Source organism: Pseudomonas sp. KBS0707 (assembly GCF_005937945.2).
GTDB lineage: Bacteria > Pseudomonadota > Gammaproteobacteria > Pseudomonadales > Pseudomonadaceae > Aquipseudomonas > Aquipseudomonas amygdali.
Genome location: NZ_CP041754.1, coordinates 3,377,055 through 3,393,112, shown reverse-complemented (window position 1 = coordinate 3,393,112; position 16,058 = coordinate 3,377,055). Strand labels below are relative to the sequence as shown.

The 16,058-nt window shown below is 59.4% G+C and carries 12 protein-coding genes, 1 tRNA gene and 3 pseudogenes; 9 read left to right on the top strand and 7 right to left on the bottom strand.

Annotated features, from left to right (window positions below; all coding sequences use genetic code 11):
- Genes tolQ through FFH21_RS15895 form a run of 3 tightly spaced genes read left to right on the top strand, consistent with a single transcriptional unit; the run spans position 1 to position 2,006 of the window.
- Positions 1-711, top strand: a complete 711-nt coding sequence (gene tolQ / locus FFH21_RS15905; protein ID WP_004658021.1) for a protein TolQ — start codon at positions 1-3, stop codon at positions 709-711.
- A gap of 9 nt (positions 712-720) precedes the next feature.
- Entirely contained in the window at positions 721-1,167 is a 447-nt protein-coding gene (gene tolR / locus FFH21_RS15900; protein WP_004658022.1) for a protein TolR, read from the top strand.
- Positions 1,164-2,006 carry an energy transducer TonB gene (locus FFH21_RS15895; RefSeq protein ID WP_004667717.1) on the top strand — a complete coding sequence of 281 codons (843 nt, stop codon included), beginning with the start codon at positions 1,164-1,166 and terminating at the stop codon, positions 2,004-2,006. The genes tolR and FFH21_RS15895 overlap by 4 nt, the downstream gene beginning before the upstream one ends.
- Positions 2,007-2,047: 41 nt before the next feature.
- Here the strand turns inward: FFH21_RS15895 and FFH21_RS31110 are convergent.
- Together FFH21_RS31110 and FFH21_RS31105 are read right to left on the bottom strand one after the other, a co-directional pair.
- Positions 2,048-2,569 (bottom strand): annotated as a pseudogene (locus FFH21_RS31110) (methyl-accepting chemotaxis protein); the annotation flags it as partial.
- Between the two features lie 339 nt (positions 2,570-2,908).
- A pseudogene (locus tag FFH21_RS31105) lies at positions 2,909-3,778 on the bottom strand (cache and HAMP domain-containing protein); the annotation flags it as partial.
- A gap of 650 nt (positions 3,779-4,428) precedes the next feature.
- Between FFH21_RS31105 and FFH21_RS15880 the strand changes: the two are divergent.
- A tRNA-Asn gene (locus FFH21_RS15880) sits at positions 4,429-4,504 on the top strand.
- 191 nt (positions 4,505-4,695) lie between these two features.
- On the opposite strand, the gene FFH21_RS31100 is transcribed toward FFH21_RS15880, so the two are convergent.
- The 3 genes from FFH21_RS31100 to mapR all read right to left on the bottom strand — a co-directional run bounded on the left by FFH21_RS31100 (position 4,696) and on the right by mapR (position 6,910).
- Positions 4,696-4,935, bottom strand: coding sequence for an AraC family transcriptional regulator (locus FFH21_RS31100; RefSeq protein WP_230383647.1), 240 nt, complete (start codon positions 4,933-4,935; stop codon positions 4,696-4,698).
- A gap of 311 nt (positions 4,936-5,246) precedes the next feature.
- Positions 5,247-5,432: a hypothetical protein gene (locus FFH21_RS31095; protein ID WP_371217819.1), complete on the bottom strand. Its 186-nt coding sequence runs from the start codon at positions 5,430-5,432 to the stop codon at positions 5,247-5,249.
- A 68-nt stretch (positions 5,433-5,500) separates the two neighbouring features.
- A complete protein-coding gene (gene mapR / locus FFH21_RS15865) occupies positions 5,501-6,910 on the bottom strand; it encodes a GntR family transcriptional regulator MpaR (protein ID WP_011168904.1) in 1,410 nt (469 codons plus the stop codon).
- Between the two features lie 401 nt (positions 6,911-7,311).
- Here mapR and FFH21_RS15860 point away from each other — a divergent pair, with 401 nt between their 5' ends.
- Positions 7,312-8,787 (top strand): SulP family inorganic anion transporter, encoded by a 1,476-nt coding sequence (locus FFH21_RS15860; RefSeq protein ID WP_041924579.1) that lies wholly within the window; start codon positions 7,312-7,314, stop codon positions 8,785-8,787.
- 23 nt (positions 8,788-8,810) lie between these two features.
- On the opposite strand, the pseudogene FFH21_RS15855 reads toward FFH21_RS15860, so the two are convergent.
- Positions 8,811-9,731 (bottom strand): annotated as a pseudogene (locus FFH21_RS15855) (sensor histidine kinase); the annotation flags it as partial.
- A gap of 54 nt (positions 9,732-9,785) precedes the next feature.
- On the opposite strand from FFH21_RS15855, the gene FFH21_RS15850 reads away from it, so the two are divergent.
- From FFH21_RS15850 to FFH21_RS15825, 4 genes are all read left to right on the top strand, one after another.
- Positions 9,786-11,045: an IS256-like element ISPsy17 family transposase gene (locus tag FFH21_RS15850; RefSeq protein ID WP_004666928.1), complete on the top strand. Its 1,260-nt coding sequence runs from the start codon at positions 9,786-9,788 to the stop codon at positions 11,043-11,045.
- 397 nt (positions 11,046-11,442) lie between these two features.
- Complete coding sequence (locus FFH21_RS15835; RefSeq protein ID WP_011168900.1) at positions 11,443-12,591, top strand: transporter substrate-binding domain-containing protein; 1,149 nt, start codon at positions 11,443-11,445, stop codon at positions 12,589-12,591.
- Positions 12,588-13,220 carry an ANTAR domain-containing response regulator gene (locus tag FFH21_RS15830; protein WP_005746856.1) on the top strand — a complete coding sequence of 211 codons (633 nt, stop codon included), beginning with the start codon at positions 12,588-12,590 and terminating at the stop codon, positions 13,218-13,220. Before FFH21_RS15835 ends, FFH21_RS15830 begins: the two co-directional genes overlap by 4 nt.
- 88 nt (positions 13,221-13,308) lie before the next feature.
- Positions 13,309-14,979: an amidase gene (locus tag FFH21_RS15825; RefSeq protein ID WP_178114225.1), complete on the top strand. Its 1,671-nt coding sequence runs from the start codon at positions 13,309-13,311 to the stop codon at positions 14,977-14,979.
- Between the two features lie 60 nt (positions 14,980-15,039).
- On the opposite strand, the gene FFH21_RS15820 is transcribed toward FFH21_RS15825, so the two are convergent.
- Entirely contained in the window at positions 15,040-16,014 is a 975-nt protein-coding gene (locus tag FFH21_RS15820; RefSeq protein WP_011168898.1) for an aliphatic sulfonate ABC transporter substrate-binding protein, read from the bottom strand.
- Positions 16,015-16,058 lie beyond the last annotated feature (44 nt).

Below are 16,058 nucleotides of genomic sequence, written 5' to 3'. Positions count from 1 at the left end.
ATGCACGCCACCCTCGAACACATGACTATCTGGGGCCTGATCAGCGATGCCAGCCTGCTGGTCAAGGCCGTGATGCTGATTCTGTTACTCGCTTCGCTGGTCAGCTGGTACCTGATCATCCAGCGCAGTCTTGCGCTGGGCCATTACGAGCGGACGCTGGATGCATTTCAGCAGCGCTTTCGCGCTGAAGCCGAGCTGGCACCGCTGTACGCCGAAAGCCGTTCGGCTCAGGAGGGCGCTGACGGTATCGAGCGCGTCTTCAACGCCGGTTATGCCGAGTACGTGCAACTCAAGCCACGTCCCGGCATCGAGCCTGACGTAGTGCTGTCAGGCGTCGAACGCGCATTGCAAGTCGCGATCAGCGAGCAGGAGCTGCAACTGGAAAAAGGCCTGCAGTTTCTCGCCACGGTCGGCTCGGTCAGCCCCTACATCGGCCTGTTCGGCACGGTCTGGGGGATCATGAATTCCTTCATCGGCCTGTCTCAAGTGCAGCAGGCCACACTGTCGACGGTCGCGCCGGGTATTGCCGAAGCCTTGATTGCCACGGCCATCGGCCTGTTCGCCGCCATTCCTGCCGTTATCGCCTACAACCGTTTTGCCGCGCGTGGCCAGACGCTCACGGCCCGTTACTACAGCTTCGGCAATGAACTGCAGGTGCGCCTGAACCGCACCCTGCAAGGCCTGACCCGCAACATGGCCGCTGCGGCCTGAGGACTTGTCATGCTGGTCAAACCACAACGCAAACATGGCCCGAAAGCCGAAATGAATGTCGTGCCCTATATCGACGTGATGCTGGTGCTGCTGGTGATTTTCATGGTCACGGCTCCGATGCTGACCCAAGGCGTGAAAATCGAGTTACCCAAAGTCGCCAGCGAAGCACTCGCCACCGATACCCGGCAGCGCATCGTGACCCTGTCCGTCAAGGCGCAGGGCGGCTACTACTGGAACCTGGGCGACACGGTCGATACTCAAACGCAGACCAATCAGGCCGCGAGCCTTGAAGACATGCAGGAGCGCATCGCCCGACTGGTTGCCGAGCGCAAGGACACGCAAGTGTTCATCCGCGCCGATGACAAGGCTGATTATGGCCGGGTAGTCGCCGCCATGGCGGCGCTGCAACGCAGTGGCGTAACGCAATTGGGCTTGGTGACCGAGGCCCCGCAATGAACACCCTGGCCCTCGATTACCACCCGCCGCGCCGCGAATGGGTAAATGGGCCCTGGCTGCGCAGCAATGGACTGGCCGTTGCCGTCGCACTGGCATTGCATGGCGTGCTGCTGGGCGGTCTTATGTTCGGCTGGAGCCCACACGAAGCACCGCCCGCACAGAACAGAACCCTGACCACGCAATTAGTGATTTTGCCGCCAGCGCCTGAGCCGGTTCCAGTCACCGCTGCGTCGGTTGTCGAGCCTGTTCAGCTGCCGCCACCTGCACCGGCCTCGCTGCCGATCACCCAGCCGGTAGAAGCTGCAAAACCGCAGGCAGAGCCGCAGCGCCAGGTCGAACAGGCGGCGTTGGCACGCAAGCGCGTTGACGAGCAAAAGCGCGAGCGCGAACAGCAACAGAGCGTTCAGCGCCTGCACGAAACCGAGCAGCAAAAGCGCCAGGAACAGCAGCGGCTGGCCGAGCAGCAACGTCAGCAGGTTGAGCAACAACGTCAGGCCGAACAGGCGCGTCAGTCTGCCGAGCGCGCCCGCCAGGCGCAGCAATCAGCACAACAGCAGGCCGCCGCTGACAGCAGCCAGTATCAGCCACTCAGCAAGGAGGCTCCGGACTATCCCGAACGGGCTCTGGACAAAGGCATCGAGGGTGATTGCACGGTGGTCTACGACGTATCGCCGCAAGGCACGGTGGTCAACCCGCAAGTGCAGGGTGCGTGCCATCCATTGTTCATCCGTCCGTCACTGGCCGCAGCACAAACCTTTCGTTATCAGCCACGGGTTGTCGAGGGCAGGGCGGTGAGCGTGTCCGGGGTGAAGAATACTTTCCACTACCGGATCAAATAGACAGCGGGCCTGACGCAAGCTGCGGCAGGCCCGCACAGGTTTTAACTGACCTTGAAGCGCCGTACCAGCGCAATCAGGCGAGTGTTGGACTCGGAAAGGGCAACGGTGCTGCGTTCGTTACTGGAGCCGCCTTCGACCAGCTCTTCGACGATGTGCCGAACGGCAATGATGTTACGGCTGATTTCCTCGGACACCGCGCTTTGCTCCTCGGCCGCTGTGGCGATTTGTGTGCTCAGGTCGTTGATCTGCAGAACCGAGCGAGTCATGTCGTCCAGGCCGCTTGTTACTGCGGTGGTTTTGCCTGCCGTGGTCTGGCAGCTCTGGCGGGTTTTTTCCATTGCGGCTACTGCGGCGCTGACGCCTTGTTGCAGGCTGCCGAGCATTTCGTTGATCTCCGACGTGCTAGCCTGGGTGCGAGCGGCGAGGGCGCGCACCTCATCGGCCACGACCGCAAAGCCACGACCCTGTTCGCCGGCGCGCGCGGCTTCAATGGCGGCGTTAAGCGCGAGCAGGTTGGTCTGCCCGGCGATTTCGCCAATCACCGCCAGCACCGCGTTGATGCGCTTGGCGTCCTGCTCCATCGACTGCACTTTGCTGGTGGCCGAATCGACCTCGCCGATCAGTGCATTCACGCTGTCAGAAGCGTCTGCAACCACGGTTTTCGATACCTGCGCGTTCTCATTGGCCGACTGCGTGAAGCTTGCGGTCTGCGCCGCGCTGCGGGCCACTTCGTCCGCGGTGGAGGACATCTCGGTAATCGCGGTAACGGCCTGATCGGTTTCGTTGGCGTGGCGGATCAGAATGGCATTGGTAGCGCCCGCCTGACTGCGCAGTTGTTCGATGCCGCTGGCGATTTCGCGAGTGGAGCTGCTGACGTCGAGCATCATGCGTTGCAGGTAGGCAATAAAGTTGTTGACCGACTCCCCCACTTGATTCACTTCATCGTGCCCTTTGACGGCAATGCGCCGGGTGAGATCGGCATCACCGGCCGACAGCGTGTCGATGTTGGTTTTGAGCACGCCCAGACGGTTCATCAGCGTGCGCAACGCAACAATCATCAGCACCAACAGCACCAGAACCATCGGGATCTGCAGCCAGGCCAGGGTCTTGAGGACGGCTTCGCTCTGGCTTTTCAGCAGGTCGGTGTTTTGCGAAACGGCCAACAGCCATGGCGTGCCCGCAACCGGCATCAGAAACAGCGTTGATTCTTCGCCATCACTGTTCTGGTAAGTCAGACGCGAGGTGCCAGTACCTTTGACGGCGAGTGCCGACTTGACGCCATTGATGAACGGCGATTGCGCCGCCAGTTCGGAGACATTGCGCAGCACGATCTTGTCGCTGCTGCCCGGCACGTTGGACAGAATCTTGCCATCGGCCTCGATGATCATGATCCGGCCATGGACTTCCTGCTCTTTGGCTTCAACCAGCTTGTTGAAGAAACCCAGCGTCACGTCGATGGTCGAAACGCCCCACGGCTGGCCGTCCTTGGTGATGGCCATGGCGCAGTTGGTGCGCGGTTCCGGGCTGGCGGCGTCCTGATAGGCGGGCGCCCAGGCGCATTGGCCAGCAGGCGAGTTCAAGCCGCCTTTGTGCCAGCCCTGTTCGAAATAGTTGAGCGACTCAGGCGAGTTCCAATGGGTGTTGACGATCAACTTGCCCGACGCATCGCGGTGGTAAAAGGTGCTGTGCTTGGCCCGACCGGGCGTGCGCACGTTCGGCAAAGGCCAGATCCCGCCGCCGAATACCTTGGCTTCGCCGTACTGGTTGACCATGAACGGCAGCAGGCGGTCGATATCGTCACTGGACAGTTGCGGCACCAGTTCGGTAATGACCCGCGCCTGCGCCTGTACGCGGGCCAGTTCGGTCTTGATCTCGTTACTGATATCTGCTGCCTTGGCGGTCAGCATGTTTTCATCGTTGGCGGTGAGCCTGGGGGAGACGAACTGACCGATTCCATAAACCGTCAGAACGATGACCAAGGCCATGAACCCCACGAAGGTTGCGGTGTAGCGAGCTTGCACTGTCTTGAGCGAGGCCATTTTTTTGTTATACCTGAGCCGTGGGAAAGGGACTACCTGACCGAGGTGTCGGCTGATGCAGATGTTTCTTGATGTGACATAAACGCCAATTTCAGTACGTTCAAATGGGCTGGGCGATGCCCGCTTGTCCGCGATCTGCCGGGAACCGGCAGCATAAACGGTGCACGTGGTACGTCTGGTACAACCGTAGCCCATTTTGGAACCGCTTCGCAGCCCATCGTAGCCGTCGTAACCTCCTGAAACTCCTACGCCCTTCGGGCAGACGCTCGTTCTATGGCCACCTTGCGACGTGTTCGTAACGCTGGGCGCGCGCAAGCCGCAGCGCCGAAATTTTTTCAGCCCTCGCTTGACTTCCTTTTCCTAATCAGTAACATAGCGCTCATTCCGCGATAGCTCAGTTGGTAGAGCAAGTGACTGTTAATCACTGGGTCCCTGGTTCGAGTCCAGGTCGTGGAGCCAGACAAGGTTTCAGAGAAGACTAAAAAAATCTTTGAAACACCGAAAACCCGCCTTCTGGCGGGTTTTTTAGTTTTGGCGCCGAGCACTGGCAGCGCGACAATTCATGGACTTGGCAGAGAAAACACCTTGAGTAGTTTTTAAATCGCCTCCAGTACCAGAAATGAATCTTACGTCTGCACCGAACGCGTCGTTTATCCGCTCGCATCGGAGGACTGCGCTTTAGACCTGCGCTTGTAATCCGCAGGCGTCATCCCGGTAAGTTGCATGAAAGCCCGTCGGAACGAGGTATCCTCGTTGTAGCCGCACTTGAGTGCCACTTGTTTAATACTGGCTCCCGGTGTCTGGAGGAGGACGCAAGCCGTTTCTATCCTCACTCGGGTAATGAGCTCTTTAGGCGACTCATTGGGTAATTTCTTGAATCGTCGATGCATTGTCCGCTCGCTCAGATTCAACATTTTGGCGAGCTCTTCAGCCGTCAGCCCGGGTCTGGCATGGCGAATGATTTGCTCGGTTTCCAGAAGCAGCGGATCAGCACTATTTATAAAACCGCGGGGTGCATAAACCAGTTGAGGCAGTGGCAAGACTAGACGGGTAAATCGGCGAGGGTATACGAAGAAAACTAATTAATCGGCTGCTGAACGAGTCTGGAGCAGACTTTCGCGCCAATGCGCAGCATGGGCGCGATAGTCATCAGGACGTGTGTACAAACGTGAGCGATGAGCACGACGGCGGTAATCAATGCTCAATACGGCGAAATAGTCCCCAGCAAACCCACCGCTATCGCCAGCAACAAAAAACCTATCAATGAAAGTCCGAGCTTGCCCATGAGCGTCTCCTGCTGATCGATCTGTCTGTAACGAGTTGCAGGCTCCGGCTTCTGACGGTTTCCTGCGCGTTTTAATGCGTGGCCATTATCCTGCGCAGGCAGATTCTGGTACAGATTCAGAAACAGCTTAAAAATACGGATCAGTTGTACGTGGGCCGAACGTAAACACTTCAGAACGACGCGATGATTCGTCCAAGCATCGCCATGGCCTGCTCGCTGCGTTCATCCCAGGGCGTGCCGTAGTTCAGGCGTGCGCAGTTCTTGAAGCGCTGCGAGGCCGAGAAGATCGGGCCGGGTGCCAGGCTGATACCTTGGGCCAGGGCCATCTGGAACACCTGCAGCGAGTCCACTTGCTCGGGGAATTCGAACCACAGAAAGTACCCGCCTGCGGGGCGGGTGACGCGTGTCGCTGCCGGGAAATAACGAGCGGCAGCAGCCAGCATCGCGCCTTGTTGCAGTTCGAGGGTGTTGCGCAATTTGCGCAGGTGGCGGTCGTAGCCGCCATGTTTGAGGTAGTCGGCAATCGCTGCCTGGGCGGGGACAGAGGGTGAAATGGTGGTCATCAGTTTCAGCCGATTGATCTGTTCGGTATAACGTCCGCCTGCCACCCAGCCGACACGGTAGCCGGGAGCCAGGGTCTTGGAAAACGAGCTGCAGTGCATCACCAGCCCGCTGCGATCCAGGCTTTTGACCGGATGGGGGGCATTGGCGCCGTAATACAGCTCGGCGTACACATCGTCCTCGATCAGCGGGATCTGCTGCCGTTCCAGCAGGTTGTATAGCCTGAGTTTTTTCGCCTGGGTCATGCTCGCGCCCAGTGGGTTCTGGAAGCTGCTCATGAACCAGCAGGCTTTGATCGGCAGGCGTGTCAGGCTGTCCTGCAAAGAGTCCAGATCCACGCCGTCACGCGGATGCACGGGGATTTCGACGGCTTTCAGCTTGAGCCGCTCCAGTACCTGAAGGCAGGCATAGAAAGCAGGTGCTTCGATGGCGACCAGGTCGCCGGGCTCGGTGACGCATTGCAGACACAGGTTCAGGGCCTCCATCGCGCCGTTAGTGATCACCAGTTCGTCGGCGGGCAGGCGCACGCCACTGATCATGTAGCGCAGAGCAACCTGGCGGCGCAGTTCGGAGTTCCCGGTGGTCATGTCGCTGACAATGCCCGCTGGCGTCATCGCCCGCACCGCTGAAGACATCGACTTGGCCAGGCGCGGCAATGGGTAAAGGTGCGGGCTGGGAAATGCCGAGCCGAACGGGACGGTGTCCGGGTTCTTGAGCGAGCCAAGCACGGAAAAAATCAGGTCGCTGACGCCCAGTTCGGTGCCTTCGCTGGTGTGCCTGACCAGTTCAGGCTCGGTCAGCGCATTGGCAGCATGCTCGCGCACGTAATACCCGGAGCGTGCACGGGCCTGAATCAGGCCTTTGTCTTCCAGCAGGTAATACGCCTTGAAGACGGTGGCGGGGCTCACCGAATAGGTGCGACTGGCAACCCTGACGGAGGGCACTTTCTCACCGGCTGGCAACACGCCGCTGCGAATCATTTCCGAAATGTCGGCGGCGAATTTTTCGTAGCGTTTCATAGAAGGCATCGGGGCAAATGATGCCTGCATCATGAGTGAAAACCGCCTTTGCAAACAGGGGCAAGTTATCCTGGAAAAAGCATATCAGCTGCGCGGTGTTGCTGTCGCGCAGGCATCTGCGTCTTGAACCCCTCAAACGGATGGGTCTATGATGCTCACGTCATGCGACCCATCGAAGGAATCACTTTTGTCCCGTTCCAGCTGGCTGCCTACGCCACCTTAGCGCTTCGCCCCCTCGCCACACCCTGACTGCCACTGACTGCGGTCGCCTGTCGCTGTGTCCGTTTTACGGTCGCCGCCACCTCCATCACTACTCATTCGAAAACCGATGCACACGTACGTCCGGCATTCGCTGCTGCGCGTCCCGCTGTGTTCGACACAGGTATTTCCATGCTCGAAAAATTAAAGCTACGTGGTTTTCCAGCGTCCGGGCCGATGTTCTGGCCGGGCTTGTCGTTGCACTGGCCCTGATTCCAGAGGCCATTGCGTTCTCCATCATCACGGGGGTAGACCCGAAAGTCGGGCTTTACGCCTCGTTCTGTATCTGTGTGGTCATTGCTTTCGTGGGCGGCCGCCCGGCGATGATTTCCGCCGCCACAGGTGCGATGGCACTGCTGATGGTGAACCTGGTGAAAGAGCACGGTCTTCAGTATTTGCTGGCGGCCACTTTGTTGTGCGGCGTGTTGCAGATCATCGCCGGGTACTTGCGCCTCGGAGAGCTGATGCGCTTTGTTTCACGATCGGTGGTGACCGGCTTTGTGAACGCGCTGGCGATTCTGATTTTCATGGCCCAACTGCCAGAACTGACCCATGCGACCTGGCCGGTCTATGCCATGACGGCGGCGGGCCTGGCAATTATCTATCTGTTCCCGCGCGTGCCGTTGCTGGGCAAGCTGCTGCCGTCGCCGCTGGTGTGCATTCTGCTGCTCACGGCAATGTCCATTTACATGGGCCTTGATGTACGAACAGTTGGTGATATGGGCGCGATGCCTGACAGTCTGCCGGTGTTCATGTGGCCGGACGTTGCGCTGAATCTCGACACGCTGTTGATCATCCTGCCGTACTCCGCGGCTTTGGCGGTGGTGGGCCTGCTTGAGTCGATGATGACCGCAACCATTGTCGACGATTTGACCGATACCACCAGCGACAGGAATCGTGAGTGCAGAGGGCAGGGCATTGCCAATATTGCCAGTGGCCTGATCGGTGGCATGGCCGGTTGCGCGATGATCGGCCAATCAATGATCAACGTGAAGTCGGGGGGCAGAACGCGACTCTCGACCCTCAGCGCGGGCTTGCTGCTGTTGATCATGATGCTGTTTCTGGGCGACTGGCTGGCGCGTATTCCGATGGCGGCGCTGGTGGCGGTGATGATCATGGTGTCGATCAGCACGTTCAGCTGGGAGTCGATCCGCAACCTTAAACAGTACCCGCTCTCGACCAATATCGTGATGGTCGTGACGGTGATCATGGTGGTAGCCACCCATAACCTCGCCTATGGCGTGCTGGTGGGGTCCCTGCTGGCCGCGATGTTCTTTGCCAGCAAGATCGCCCGTTATCTCGACGTCACTTCGCAACGTGACCCCGAGCACAGCCACCGCACTTATTACGTGACCGGTCAGGTGTTTTTTGCTTCTGCCGAGCGCTTCATGGCGTCCTTCGACCTGCGCGAAAACGTCGAAACACTCGCCATTGATCTGCGCGAGGCGCATTTCTGGGACATCACTGCGGTTGCCGCGCTGGACAAGGTGGTGCTCAAGCTGAGGAGGGCGGGTATCAGTGTGGACGTTGTAGGTATGAACCGGGCGACGGCCACGCTGGTGGATCGGTTTGGCGTGCACGACAAACCGGACGCTATCGATTCGTTGATGGGGCATTGATCCGCAGGTTCGGGTTAGCAGGGTCAGGCTGGGATTTCCAGGCGGATCACCGACCCGCCGCCAGGCCTGTTGCGCACCCCGATAGTGCCGTCATGCTCGAGGCAAATAGCCCGGGCGATGGACAGGCCAAGGCCGCTGCCTCCCGAATAGCGCGCCCGCGAACGTTCGGCGCGCCAGAAACGGTCGAACACCTGCTCGAGGTTTTCCGAGCCGAAGCCGGGCCCGCGGTCGGAGACGGTCAGTTCCATGCTCCGTGCGCGGGCCCTGCCGACAATCAGCAGTTCACCGCCCATCGCCGAGTAGCGCAGCGCATTATCGACGAGAATATTGACCACCTGGCCGATCCGGTCACGGTCGGCGGTGACGGTCAGTCGTTGGGGGATGTCGATCGTCACGACAACGCCCGCTTCATCGAGCTGTGCGGCAAACCAGCTCAGGCGTTCGGCCACCAGTTTCTCAAGGGAAAATACCGTCTTGTCCAGGGTCAGCTGGCCAGCGCTGGCCAGTGAGAGAAGGTGCAGATCGCTCACCAGTTTGTTCAACTGGTTAAGTTGGCGGTGGACCATTTCCAGTTGTGCCAGATTGCGCGGGAACACTTCATCGATCATGCCCTGAATGCGCCCCATGGCCGCGTTCAGTGGCGTGCGCAGTTCATGGGCGATCATCGCGCTGGACTCGCTGACCTCCAGTTCGTAACGGCCCAGTTGAGTGGTCATGGTGTTGAAGTCGCTGACCAGCGCCTGTAGCTCGTCCGGGTCTTTGTCGCTCATGGGCAGGCGCGTCTTGAAGTCGCCCTGGGCGACCTGACGCGCGCCCTTGGCAATCGAAGAGAACTGGCTGGAAAGCGGGCGGGAGAACAGAAAGCCGAAAAAGATGATGATCGGGATGGCCATCATCACCAGCGCTGCCAATACCCACCACTCCTTGTTGGCGATGCCCGGCAGCGAGACTGTCAGAAATTTTGTGTTCGGGCATAACATGTAGCTAGAGGTGCATGTATGCCGACCAAAAAGAAGTCCGCCAATGCAACAGCGAGGGAGTTGCCCTCGATTCCCCAAGAGCTGATCGAGCAGTTTGTTAAAGGCCCGATGAGCGCCGAAGCCATTCAAGACGCGTCCATGGCGTTCAAGAAGGCTCTGATCGAGCGTGCGCTAGGCGCCGAGCTGGGTCACCACCTTGGTTATCCTCAGGGCGCGGAGCGCCCTGAGGAGTCGACCAATCAGCGCAATGGCAAAAGCAGCAAGACGGTTCTGACCGACGACGGGCCGCTTCGCCTGGATATCCCCAGAGACCGCGATGGTAGCTTCGCCCCGATCCTGATTCCCAAGCACGAACGCCGTTTTACAGGCTTCGACGACAAGATAATTGCCATGTACGCCCGGGGCATGACGGTGCGTGAGATCCGCGCTTTTCTATCTGAGCAGTATGGAACTGACGTGTCCCATGACTTCATCAGCTCAGTCACCGATGCGGTCATGGAAGAGGTGGGCGCTTGGCAGCAACGACCCTTGGAACCGATGTATCCGGTGATCTTCTTCGATGCGTTACGGGTCAAAATCCGGGACGAGGGGTTAGTGTGCAACAAGGCTATTTATCTGGCGCTGGGGGTATTACCTGATGGCACGCGCGACATTCTGGGTATATGGATCGAGAGCACCGAGGGTGCCAAGTTTTGGATGAAGGTGTTCAACGACCTCAAGACTCGTGGCGTTGAAGATGTTCTGATCGCCGTCACGGATGGCCTCAAAGGAATACCGGAGGCGTTGGGGGCGGTTTTTCCTGCCACGACGCTGCAAACCTGCATCGTGCATCTGATCCGCAACAGCTTGGACTATGCCGCTTGGGATAAACGTCGGGCACTGGCCAAAGCACTCAAGCCGATCTACCAGGCGATCAATGCCGATGTGGCTGAGCAAGAGCTTAACGCCTTTGAAGCGGGCCCCTGGGGCAAGCAGTATCCGACTGTAGTTGCTGCATGGCGTCGCGCCTGGGATCGGGTTATACCGTTTTTTGTTTTTCCGGCGGGCATTCGCAAAGTGGTTTACACGACCAATGCCATCGAGAGCATCAATGCCCAGTTACGCAAGATCATCAAGACTCGAGGGCACTTCCCGACCGATGAGGCTGCGACGAAACTGATATGGCTTGGGTTGCGCAACATCACCGCCAACTGGGGTCATGCGGCACACGACTGGAAAGTGGCAATGAATCAATTTGCGATCCTGTACGGAGACCGATTTACCAGACCGAGCTGGTAAAACAAGGGCCTGCCTGACGGCAGGCCCTAACCAGCCCGAACACAAAAAAACTGATACTCCCCCCCAGCGAATGTACGACCACCCTTGCAAACAAATGCCTGCTACCAAGGGAACGCCCCAGCCAGCAGACACACGAATCATCAACACCCATACACGACGCATGGCCCGCTATCTGCATGACTGCCAGCAGATACCCTCGCAGGGTCCCTTGCCATACGCCCACTCTCGGCAGGTGTGGAAGGTCCCTCGCACGACTGGTCCTGACACTGCCGTCACGCCAGCCCCAGGCACAACCGCCTGAGAGCCACCGTTGAATCCACGGTTATTCGCTCAGTCTTCTTTCAGGCTCCCGGCCAGGTTCGGGCGTCTCACCTCACGTTGAACAAGGTTCATAGACATGGTTGACCCGTCGATCCGCATAGGAGGTCTGTTTTCCAATACCGGCGTTACTGCTGCCGGTGAGTGTTCAACAATGCGCGGCGCACAGTTTGCAATCCATCAGATCAACGCGGCAGGAGGCGTGAATGGCCGTCCTCTGGAACTGATTACCCGTAACCCGGATTCAACGCCTGCGTTGTTTGCCATGCACGTTGAATCGCTGATTCGTGAAGAGAATCTGCGGTTTTTCTTCGGTTGCTACACCTCGGCGGCGCGCAAGGCAGTATTGCCCGTCGTCGAACGGTACAACGCGTTGCTGCTCTATCCGGTTTACTACGAGGGCTTCGAGTATTCGCGCAACATCATTTACACCGGTGCCACGCCGAACCATAACGCCGTGCCATTGGGCAGTTACATGTTCGACCACTTTGGCAGTCGCGTGCTGATGATCGGCTCCGAGTACGTCTACCCGTACGAAACCAATCGGCTGATGAGCGACCTGCTCTACGAGCGCGGTGGCAGCAAGCTGGGCGAGTACTACTTGCCATTGAAAAACGCCAGGCCAGAGGACTTCGCCAGGCTCATGGTCAAGGCCCGGGAGCTGAAACCGTCGTTCATCTTTTCCACGGTGGTCGGTGACACCATGGCGCACCTGTACCAAGCGTACGCCGATGCCGGTTTCGACCCTGCGGTCATGCCGATTGCCAGTGTGACCACCAGTGAAACCGATATTCAGCAGATGGGCGTTCATCTGGGCACCGGGCACATTTCGGCAGCCACTTACTTCCAATCGATCGATACGCCGCTCAATCGCCAGTGCATCGCGCAATACCGGGAGATGTTTGGCCAGCATCAGGTGACCGATCGCTGCTGGGAAGCCGCTTATTTTCAGGTCCATCTGCTGGCCAAGGCGATAGCCCGGGCGGGCAGCACGGAGGTGGAGGACGTCTTGCAGACCATGCGCGGTCTGGAATACGACGCGCCTCAGGGACGGGTCCGCATCGATGAGCACAATCACCATACCTACCTGTACTCGCGGATCGGCCGGGCCAATGGCGACGGGCAGTTCGACATCCTTTACCAAAGTCAGAAAGCGCTGAAGCCTGATCCTTATGCCGTTGCGCCTGACTTCAACGGCTGGTCCAGCCTGACCGGGAGGCGTCCATGACCCTGCGTGCCGCCAAGAAACGTTTGCGTAACGACAGCGCAGGCGGCATCAAGGACCTGCGCGACATCAGCGTGCTGGTGATGCACCCCGATGATGAAGACGGTCGCAACCTGATCGCCCAGTTGCAGCGTATTGGTTGCCAGGTACGCGTGCAGTGGCCGATCCCCGAACGGTTGCAGAGTGAGGCTGACGTGATCGTGCTGGCGGTGTCGCCGGAAAGCCTGTCGACCAATACGCCCTGGCTGCTGCACAGCTCGACGCCGCCGATCATTCCGGTGATCGCCTATGAAAACCCGATCATTGTCGAGGCGCTGGTGCAGCTCAATGCCTGTTCGGTGATTCCCTCGCCGGTCAGGTCTTTCGGCCTGCTGACTGCGCTGGCCATCACTCTTAGCCAGGCACGCAAAACACGGGAACGGGAAAAACACGTCAAGCGCCTGGAAGGGCGCATGGCGGTGATGCGTACCGTGCAGCAGGCAAAAATCATCCTGATGGAAACCAAGGGTATGTCTGAAATAGACGCTTACAACGCGCTGCGGGATCAGGCGATGGCCAAGCGTGAGCCCGTGGAGAAAATCGCCGAGGCGCTGGTCAAGGCCCATGAACTGTTTCAACAAGCCTGTTCCTGACAGGCTGCAGACTCGCTTCGAGTGTCGGGCCTCATCGGTCTGATCCTCTTCTGCGCGGACGCTTGCCATACGCCCTGAACCGGCAGGTATGGAACACCGCGTGGCGACCGGCATGGACAACGGCGTCCTCCGGATCGAGCCCATGCCTGCGCATCCTGCGCAGGCGGCTCCAGTCAGTGCCTGCCCGATCCCGGGCGGCCCTTACCGTTATCTGGAGAACACCATGTCCGTAAAACGCCCCGACAAAGCCGACTTTCTGATTGCCGCCCAGGATCACGGGTACGACCTGTCAGACAGCCAGATGGCATCGTTCCTGAGTCTTGCTGACGAAACCCTGGGCTCCTACGAAGCCATTGATGAGCTGTACGCCGCTCACGTTGCGCAGCCCACGCCGTTGCGCGAGCACAGCAAACCGACAGAGGCCGAAAACCTGCATGGCGCCTGGTACGTGAAGACGCACATAGCCGGTGCGGCGAGCGGCCCGTTGGCGGGTAGAACGGTGGTCATCAAGGACAACGTATCAGTGGCCGGCGTACCGATGGCCAACGGCTCGCTGAGCCTTGATGGTTACGTGCCGTCCGAAGATGCCACGGTGGTCAAACGCTTGTTGGCCGCAGGCGCGACGGTGGTCGGCAAATCAGTCTGTGAAGACTTGTGTTTCTCCGGAGCCAGTTTTACCTCGGCTACCGGTGCGGTAAAAAACCCGTGGGACCTGACTCGCAACGCAGGCGGCTCCTCCAGCGGCAGCGCCGTGCTGGTCGCCTTGCAGGAAGTGGACATGGCCATCGGCGGCGACCAGGGCGGGTCGATCCGCATGCCGTCGGCCTGGAGCGGCATCGTCGGGCACAAGCCGACCTATAGCCTTGTGCCTTATACCGGGGCTTTTCCGATCGAGCGGACCATCGACCATGTCGGTCCGATGGCCAATAACGTGCGCGACTGCGCGGTGATGCTCGACGTAATCGCCGGGGCTAACGGGCTTGATTCAAGGCAGAAAAACCCGCCGGCGGTCAGTTGTGTCGCGACCCTCGATCAGGGCGTTGCCGGCTTGAAAATCGGCCTGCTGCGCGAAGGTTTTGCGATTCCCGGCATGTCCGAACCGCAAGTAGACGCCCTGGTTCGCGCCGCAGTGGCACAGCTGGAAAGCCTTGGTGCGACGGTCGGAGAGGCAAGCGCTCCGTGGCACCGCGGTGTGGCGCTGGACATGTGGAATGTCATCGCCACCGATGGTGCGGCGTATCAGATGCTGCAAGGCAACGGCTATGGCATGAATGTCGACGGCTATTACGACCCCGACATCATGAGCTACTTCGGTGCCAGGCGTCGTGAGCATGCCAACGCATTGTCCAGCAGCGTGCGTGCCGTGGCACTTACCGGGCATTACAGCCTGAAAAACCTGCACGGTGCCTACTACGCCAAGGCGCGGATGCTGGTGCCGGAACTCACCCGTCAATACGACGAAGCATTCAAGAATTTTGATGTGCTGGTGTTGCCGACCATGCCGTTTGTAGCCACCACGCTGACCGCCGCCGATGCGCCGATTGAAGAGTACGTGCACAGCGCCCTGAACATGCTCGCCAATACCGCGCCGTTCGACCTGACCGGCCACCCGGCCACGTCAATCCCGGCAGGCCTGGCCGAGGGCCTGCCGGTCGCCATGATGATTGTCGCGCCGCGCTTCAAGGATGCTTTGGCGTTGCGTGTCGCGCAGGCTTATGAAACCGCCCGCGGAGCGTTTCCCAGGCCGCCGGGTGTTTGAGTTCAGAGACTGATCGAGTGGCATACTCGCTCCATGCGAGCGGGTGTGCCCCTTCATTCCTCAAGGTTTCCATACCTCCACATCCTGCGCATCCACCGCCTTGGGCAGCAGGCCCGCTGCCAAGAAGGCATCGGCGATATGCTGCTGCTCGTCCAGTTGCTCATGCGTGACCGGCTGTATCTGATAGGTGCGGTGGCTGTTGGCGATTTCGACCGTTTGAATATCCAGATTGCCCCATAAAGGGCTCAGTACCTGCGCGGCTTCGCGCGGGTTGGCCTTTAGCCAGATACCGGCGCTGTGCAACTGCTCGTAAACCACGCTGAGCACTTGCGGATGGTCCTTGGCGTAGTTGGTGCCGGTCAGGTAATAGCGCTTGTAGCTGGACAGCTCCTTGCCGTCAGCCAGGGTGCGGGTCGGCAATTGCCGTTGGGCGCTGGTCAGGAAGGGTTCCCAGGTGACCCAGGCGTCCACCTTGTTGTTTTCGAAGGCCGCTCGGCCGTCGGCGGGCGACAGGTAGGCGGGCTGGATATCCGAAAATGCCAGACCGGCCTTTTTCAACGCAGCAATCAGCAGGTAGTGGGAACCCGCCGCCTTGGTAACAGCGACCTTTTTGCCTTTCAGGTCTGACAACTTCTGCACGGGCGAGCCTTTATGCACGATGATTGCCTGCGCGGAAGGCGAGGCCGCTTCCTGGGCAAAGTAGGTCAGCCTGGCCTGCGCTGCCTGAGCGAAGATCGGTACGGTGTCCGCCACATCCGCGCTGATATCGACGTTGCCGACGTTCAACGCCTCCAGCAGCGGCAGGCCACTCGGAAACTCATGCCAGGTGACGGTGACGTCCTGTGGCGCAAGGGCTTTTTCCAGCGTGCCGCGTGTTTTCAGCAGGGTGATCAGCGTGGAAGACTTCTGGTAACCGATCCGCAACGTTTGCTGTGCCTCGACGGGGAGAGCGATGCATAACGCCAACGCCGCGAGCAGACCTGCCAGCAGCGGACGGCGGTAGCCAGGTTGTGTGTGTTTTATCGGTTTGGGCATGGCACGCTCGGTATTTGAGGGTGACGCTGAGTGTCAGGAGTTGT

Excerpts from the sequence above, each read along its gene's own strand:
- FFH21_RS15825 (WP_178114225.1), top strand. The coding sequence starts at position 13,309 with ATGGAACACCGCGTGGCGACCGGCATGGACAACGGCGTCCTCCGGATC.
- tolQ (WP_004658021.1), top strand. The coding sequence starts at position 1 with ATGCACGCCACCCTCGAACACATGACTATCTGGGGCCTGATCAGCGAT.
- mapR (WP_011168904.1), bottom strand. The coding sequence starts at position 6,910 with ATGAAACGCTACGAAAAATTCGCCGCCGACATTTCGGAAATGATTCGC.
- FFH21_RS15895 (WP_004667717.1), top strand. The coding sequence starts at position 1,164 with ATGAACACCCTGGCCCTCGATTACCACCCGCCGCGCCGCGAATGGGTA.
- FFH21_RS31100 (WP_230383647.1), bottom strand. The coding sequence starts at position 4,935 with ATGCATCGACGATTCAAGAAATTACCCAATGAGTCGCCTAAAGAGCTC.
- FFH21_RS15830 (WP_005746856.1), top strand. The coding sequence starts at position 12,588 with ATGACCCTGCGTGCCGCCAAGAAACGTTTGCGTAACGACAGCGCAGGC.
- tolR (WP_004658022.1), top strand. The coding sequence starts at position 721 with ATGCTGGTCAAACCACAACGCAAACATGGCCCGAAAGCCGAAATGAAT.
- FFH21_RS15850 (WP_004666928.1), top strand. The coding sequence starts at position 9,786 with ATGCCGACCAAAAAGAAGTCCGCCAATGCAACAGCGAGGGAGTTGCCC.
- FFH21_RS15820 (WP_011168898.1), bottom strand. The coding sequence starts at position 16,014 with ATGCCCAAACCGATAAAACACACACAACCTGGCTACCGCCGTCCGCTG.
- FFH21_RS15835 (WP_011168900.1), top strand. The coding sequence starts at position 11,443 with ATGGTTGACCCGTCGATCCGCATAGGAGGTCTGTTTTCCAATACCGGC.